General features: G+C 59.7%; 3 protein-coding genes and 3 pseudogenes. 5 read left to right on the top strand and 1 reads right to left on the bottom strand.

Features of this window, described 5'->3' with window-relative positions:
• The 3 genes and pseudogenes from EOA33_RS24335 to EOA33_RS24325 form a co-directional block, all read left to right on the top strand.
• Positions 1-526: pseudogene (locus tag EOA33_RS24335) on the top strand (aminotransferase class I/II-fold pyridoxal phosphate-dependent enzyme); the annotation flags it as partial.
• A pseudogene (bioD, locus tag EOA33_RS24330) lies at positions 523-1,160 on the top strand (dethiobiotin synthase). The pseudogenes EOA33_RS24335 and bioD, both read left to right, overlap by 4 nt.
• Positions 1,157-1,369: a hypothetical protein gene (locus EOA33_RS24325; RefSeq protein ID WP_127406788.1), complete on the top strand. Its 213-nt coding sequence runs from the start codon at positions 1,157-1,159 to the stop codon at positions 1,367-1,369. The pseudogene bioD and the gene EOA33_RS24325 overlap by 4 nt, the downstream one beginning before the upstream one ends.
• On the opposite strand, the pseudogene EOA33_RS24320 reads toward EOA33_RS24325, so the two are convergent.
• A pseudogene (locus EOA33_RS24320) lies at positions 1,280-1,479 on the bottom strand (IS1380 family transposase); the annotation flags it as partial. The gene EOA33_RS24325 and the pseudogene EOA33_RS24320 overlap by 90 nt on opposite strands.
• A 666-nt stretch (positions 1,480-2,145) precedes the next feature.
• On the opposite strand from EOA33_RS24320, the gene EOA33_RS24310 reads away from it, so the two are divergent.
• Positions 2,146-3,492, top strand: a complete 1,347-nt coding sequence (locus EOA33_RS24310; RefSeq protein WP_127406787.1) for an aspartate aminotransferase family protein — start codon at positions 2,146-2,148, stop codon at positions 3,490-3,492.
• A 248-nt stretch (positions 3,493-3,740) separates the two neighbouring features.
• The gene (locus EOA33_RS24305) at positions 3,741-4,544 is read left to right on the top strand and encodes an IclR family transcriptional regulator (protein ID WP_127406786.1); all 804 of its coding nucleotides are present in this window, start codon (positions 3,741-3,743) and stop codon (positions 4,542-4,544) included.
• The last annotated feature ends 312 nt before the right edge of the window (positions 4,545-4,856 follow it).

Here is a 4,856-nt window from a genome sequence, read left to right as displayed (position 1 = left end):
TCCACGGTCCGGACGGGCGTGGGCTCGCGCATGATCTTGAAGGCCGGGACAATGTCGTGGTGCTCCACACCTGCGGCAAGGCGCTTGTGCGTCCGGCGCGCTGGTCACCGCGCCCGCGGTGCTGTGCGACTATCTCGTCAACCGCTGCCGGCCCTTCATCTATGCCACCGCGCCCTCGCCGCTGATGGCGGTGGCAGCGGCAACGGCGATCGACATCGTCGCCCAGGAGCCGGAGCGCCGTGAGCGGTTGGCTCGGCTGGTCGCGCTTGCAGGCAAGAGCGCCGAGGACCTTGGCTTGCCTGCCAGCGGTTCGCAGATCCTGCCGATCATCGTCGGCGACAATCGACGCGCCATGGCGTTGGCTGAGGCTTTGCAGGCGCGTGGGTTCGACGTGCGCGGTATCCGCCCGCCAACCGTGCCCGAGGGCACGGCGAGGCTCAGAATCTCGCTGACGCTGAACGTCGGCGAAGCCGACGTTTCGGCGCTGTTCGATGCGCTTGCCGAGGAATGGGAGCGCACGCAATGACGGCACGCTTCATCGTGACCGGCACTGACACCGGGATCGGCAAGACCGTGTTTGCGGCCGGTCTCACGGGCCTGCTCGACGGCTTCTATTGGAAGCCGGTGCAATCGGGCCTCGACGAGGAGACCGACAGCGAGGTCGTTGCCCGGCTTTCTGGCCTACCTTCAGGGCGCGTCCTGCCGGAAGTGTACCGCCTGAAGATGCCTCTGTCGCCGCATCGGTCGGCCGAAATCGATGGCGTCGCGATCGAGGCTGCAAAGCTTTCGCTTCCAGAGTTGCCGGGTCCGCTCATCATCGAAGGGGCTGGCGGGCTGATGGTGCCGCTCAATCGGCAGACGAAGTTCATCGACATCTTCCGGGATTGGCAACTGCCGGTTATTCTTGCGCGCGCACCGCGCTCGGCACCATCAACCACACCTTGCTTTCGTTGGAAGCTCTGCGTGCCCGCTCTATTCCATTGCTCGGCATCGCGTTCATCGGCGACGAGATGGCCGATACCCAAAAAACGATCGCCGAAATGGGCAAGGTGAGCGTGCTTGGTCGGCTGCCGCATCTCGACCCTCTGACGCCCGATGCACTTTCCGCAGCCATGCGGGCTTCGTTCAATGTCGCCGACTTGAGGGAGGTTCCACATTGAGCCGCTCCGCTGTCTGGCATCCCTTCACCCAGCATGCCACCGAGCCGGTGCCGCCGACGATCGTGCGCACTGAGGGTGCCTATGTCGACACGCGCGACGCTGTGAACCGTGAGATCCTAATTGCGGTAATCGACGAAGCACGAGCCCACCCGGTCGAACAGCCCTATGGCCCGATCAGCGTGACGCAGAAGCAAGGCGCCAGCGTCTGAGGTAAGGCGCCAGCGTCTGAGGTAATGGCTCCGCCGTCGAAACCAGCCACAACTTTGTGGCCGTCGAAGCCTTCAAATTCAAGCCGCTCGGAAGTACAGTGTGTCTGCATCGGACGCCCGCCCCTGACTCTGATAACTCTTTGTTGCAAAAGCAGTTCTCAGATTATCGGGACCGATGGACTTCTTTTGGTGAGATATTCAGGCTAGCGATCCTGCCTGCGCCCCGCCGCATGCAGGTAGATGCCTCGACCTCACCGAAGAACCGAACCTCTCCTTCCCGGTCCGCCTCCACAATCGCAATAGCGTTCTTCAGCTTCGCAACATCGATTCCGACAAATTTTTCTTTACAATCCGCCACGGCCTCGTCCCCCTGCGGTGAGGATCGGCTCGGCCCGCCCGAGCAACCGTCGGACGGGCAGTGTAGGGCGAGCCACCTCACCGGCAGAGACGGACACGGTCTTATGATGCAACCAATACTTGGAGAACAGGATGTCCGCGAGCAGGCCGGGTCCAGCACGTCCGCGCGATCGGATGCGAGGGCGCGGGGGCTGGATGATCGCCTCCGCCGCAGGCGTCGCTGGCCGACGGCCGAAAAGCTGGCCTGTTCTCTCGATGCTCCCGTTGACACATCAGACTTTAGAGGATAACTAGAACGTCGTTCTGTTAATAATGGACGAGAGCGACGACGGAGCCGGCCCGGCAACTCGGATTCAAAGCAGCTCACTCACCGTGAGATGCAAGGCATGTTCCCTTTACCCTCAATCAGGAGAGACATAATGAGCAGTGTGTTCCACCGAATCCCGAAACGAAATCTCCCTATCGCTGTAAAGGGCGACGGCATGTACATCTTCGACAAGGACGGGAAGCGGTATATTGACGGCTACGCCGGGGGTGCCTGCGTCTCGTGCCTTGGTCACAGTCAGGAATCCGTAATCGAAGCCGTTCGCGAACAGATCGGAAAAATGGCGTATTTCCATGCGGCCATGTTCACCTCGGAGCCACTAGAAGAACTTGGCTCCATTCTGACAACCGATGCTCCCGCGGGTCTCAGCCGGGTGTTTTTTACGAACAGCGGATCCGAGGCCGTCGAAACAGCGGTGATGATGGCCCGGCAATATTTCGTCGAGATTGGACAGCCTCAGCGCAAGAAGGTGATTGGACGTCGGGCTAGCTTCCACGGCGGCGGACTGACTGGACTTGGCATTGGCTACCAGGTAGCGCGCCGCACACCCTTCGAAGAGATCCTTCCGAGCGTACTTCATATTTCGCCCTGCTACGAATACAGAGGGCGACTAGAAAGCGAAACGCCAGAGCAATACGGGTTGCGCGTAGCCAATGAGTTGGAAACTGCGATCCTCGGACTAGGCCCCGACACGGTAATGGCCTTTGTCGCGGAAACGGTTACCGGCACTACCAACGGTACTACTCCACCTGTTTGGGGCTATTTCAAGCGGATTCGCGAGATCTGTGACAAGTACGGCGTCCTGCTCGTTTTGGACGAAGTTTTCTGTGGCTTGGGCCGAACCGGCACGCTGCATGCCTGCGAGCAGGACGGCGTGGCTCCCGACTTCCTGACATTTGCGAAAGGCGTTGCGGCTGGATACCAGCCGATTGGCGCGACGATGGTAAACCAAAGGGTCTACGATGCCATCGTCTCAGGTTCAGGAACCTTCAAAGGCGGATACACGTACTCGGGTCACGCGACCGCATGTGCGGCAGCAATTGCAGTGCAGAAGTTCCTGCGGGCCCCTGGCTTTCTCGACCGAGTGAAGGCGACTGGGAGTGTGCTCGCGCAGCGGCTGCAAAACAGGTTCGCTCAACATCCGCACGTTGGCAACATACGCGGCCGAGGTATGTTGATGACTCTCGAACTTGTCAAAGACAGGAGCACAAAAGCTCCTTTTGCAGCCTCGCATGACTTAAGTTCACGAATCTACCAGAACGCCCAAATTAGAGGTCTGATCACACACGCACTGAGTGGTACAATTGACGGCTATGTCGGGGACCACGTTGTCATTTGCCCCCCCTTGATCGCAAACAGTGAGAATATCGAAACAATCGTGGGATTGCTGGGCGAGGCCATCGACGCGGCCCTTGCGGAGGTGCACGAAAAAGCGGCGTAGGATCAATTAGTAAAACCTCCGCCACCACCAAGCGTCGCGTGATGACACGCGACGCGAACAACGTTGAGGTCGGGGCAGGGGCGCTGGCTCGCTGGGTGTCACTTCCAACAATCGGACCACTGAGGCCGACATTCCCAATTTTGCGCTTAGTACTGCGAAATCCTGACGCAGGTTGCCCAATCACCGTCCGGTTAGTAAGTGTTGCTCCGGGCACGCAGATTGCACGCGTCCATCGCTGAGAGATAATCGTGGCAAACGTTTCACCTACCGAGCGAACTCTTGATATCATCGAGCTGCTCGCCGATCATCCAGAGGGGCTCGCAATTAGCGACATTGCGCGGCGTCTCAAGCTTCCCAAAAGCATCGCTCATAGACTCCTGTCAATTCTCGTTGCTCGGGACTTCGCGATCCAAGACGCGGTCACGCAGCATTATCGTTTGGCGATCCGGACCGCGGCGTTGGGTCTTCGTTTCTTTGGCAACATCGGCCTCAATGAGGTTTGTCAGCCTATCCTCAACAGGTTGGCGCAGCGAACTGGCGAGTTTGTTCGTGTTTGCGCGGAAGAAGACGGGGAGCTTGTTTGGATCGCGCGTGCTCAGGGAACTTCGGAAGGCCTTCGTTACGACCCGACGATGGAAGCTGGACCGGCACTCCACGCAACAGCCAATGGTCGCGCTTGGTTATCTACTCTCGATGATGCAGAGGCCCAAGCACACGTCCGTCGGCGAGGATTTATTCTCCCTCGCAATTATGCGCGCTCCGGCGTTACGAATGAGCAGGAGCTCTTGGATGAACTTCACCAGGTGCGGAAAAATGGCTACACGGTATCTGCCGACGAAAGTGTTGTCGGCATCACCGCGCTCGCAGCTCCTATTCCTGATCGAGAGGGTGGGTCCGCGCTGGGCTGTGTTAGCGTTGCCGGGCCGTCAGTGCGGATGCCTTCATCTCGCTTGGAGGCAGTCGCACCAGATCTGCTGGCAGCGGCAAGGGAACTGAGTGAGATCTGGCCTATACCACATCGAAGCTGGCGACCGTCCGTAGCCCTGATGTAGGTAATGGCATTTGTCGCTCCGCTGCGCCGGGGCTGATCAGCGCGCTACGACTGTTGCGTGTTTCGAAACACGCAAACTATAGCCAGGCGAGTTGGATCAGCGTCGCTCGTAGCCTTGGATTGCCGGATTTCGAGACCCCCTGGTCGTGATCGATCGTAACCGGTACGAGCATCCCGTCTGGTGACGTAGCGCGCCGCAACGGGGTGCACCGGGGTTTGCTTTCGGTGTGGCGGCGCCAGGCACGTGAGGCGCTGCGCGGCACGCCGATGTTTGCGCAGGTGCAGGTGGAACGCGTTTCCGCTGGCTCGATCG

Origin of the sequence: Mesorhizobium sp. M4A.F.Ca.ET.050.02.1.1 (assembly GCF_003997725.1) — a bacterium.
GTDB lineage: Bacteria > Pseudomonadota > Alphaproteobacteria > Rhizobiales > Rhizobiaceae > Mesorhizobium.
Note: the sequence above shows the minus strand (reverse complement) of the source record. Positions and strands in the feature narration are given on the sequence as shown.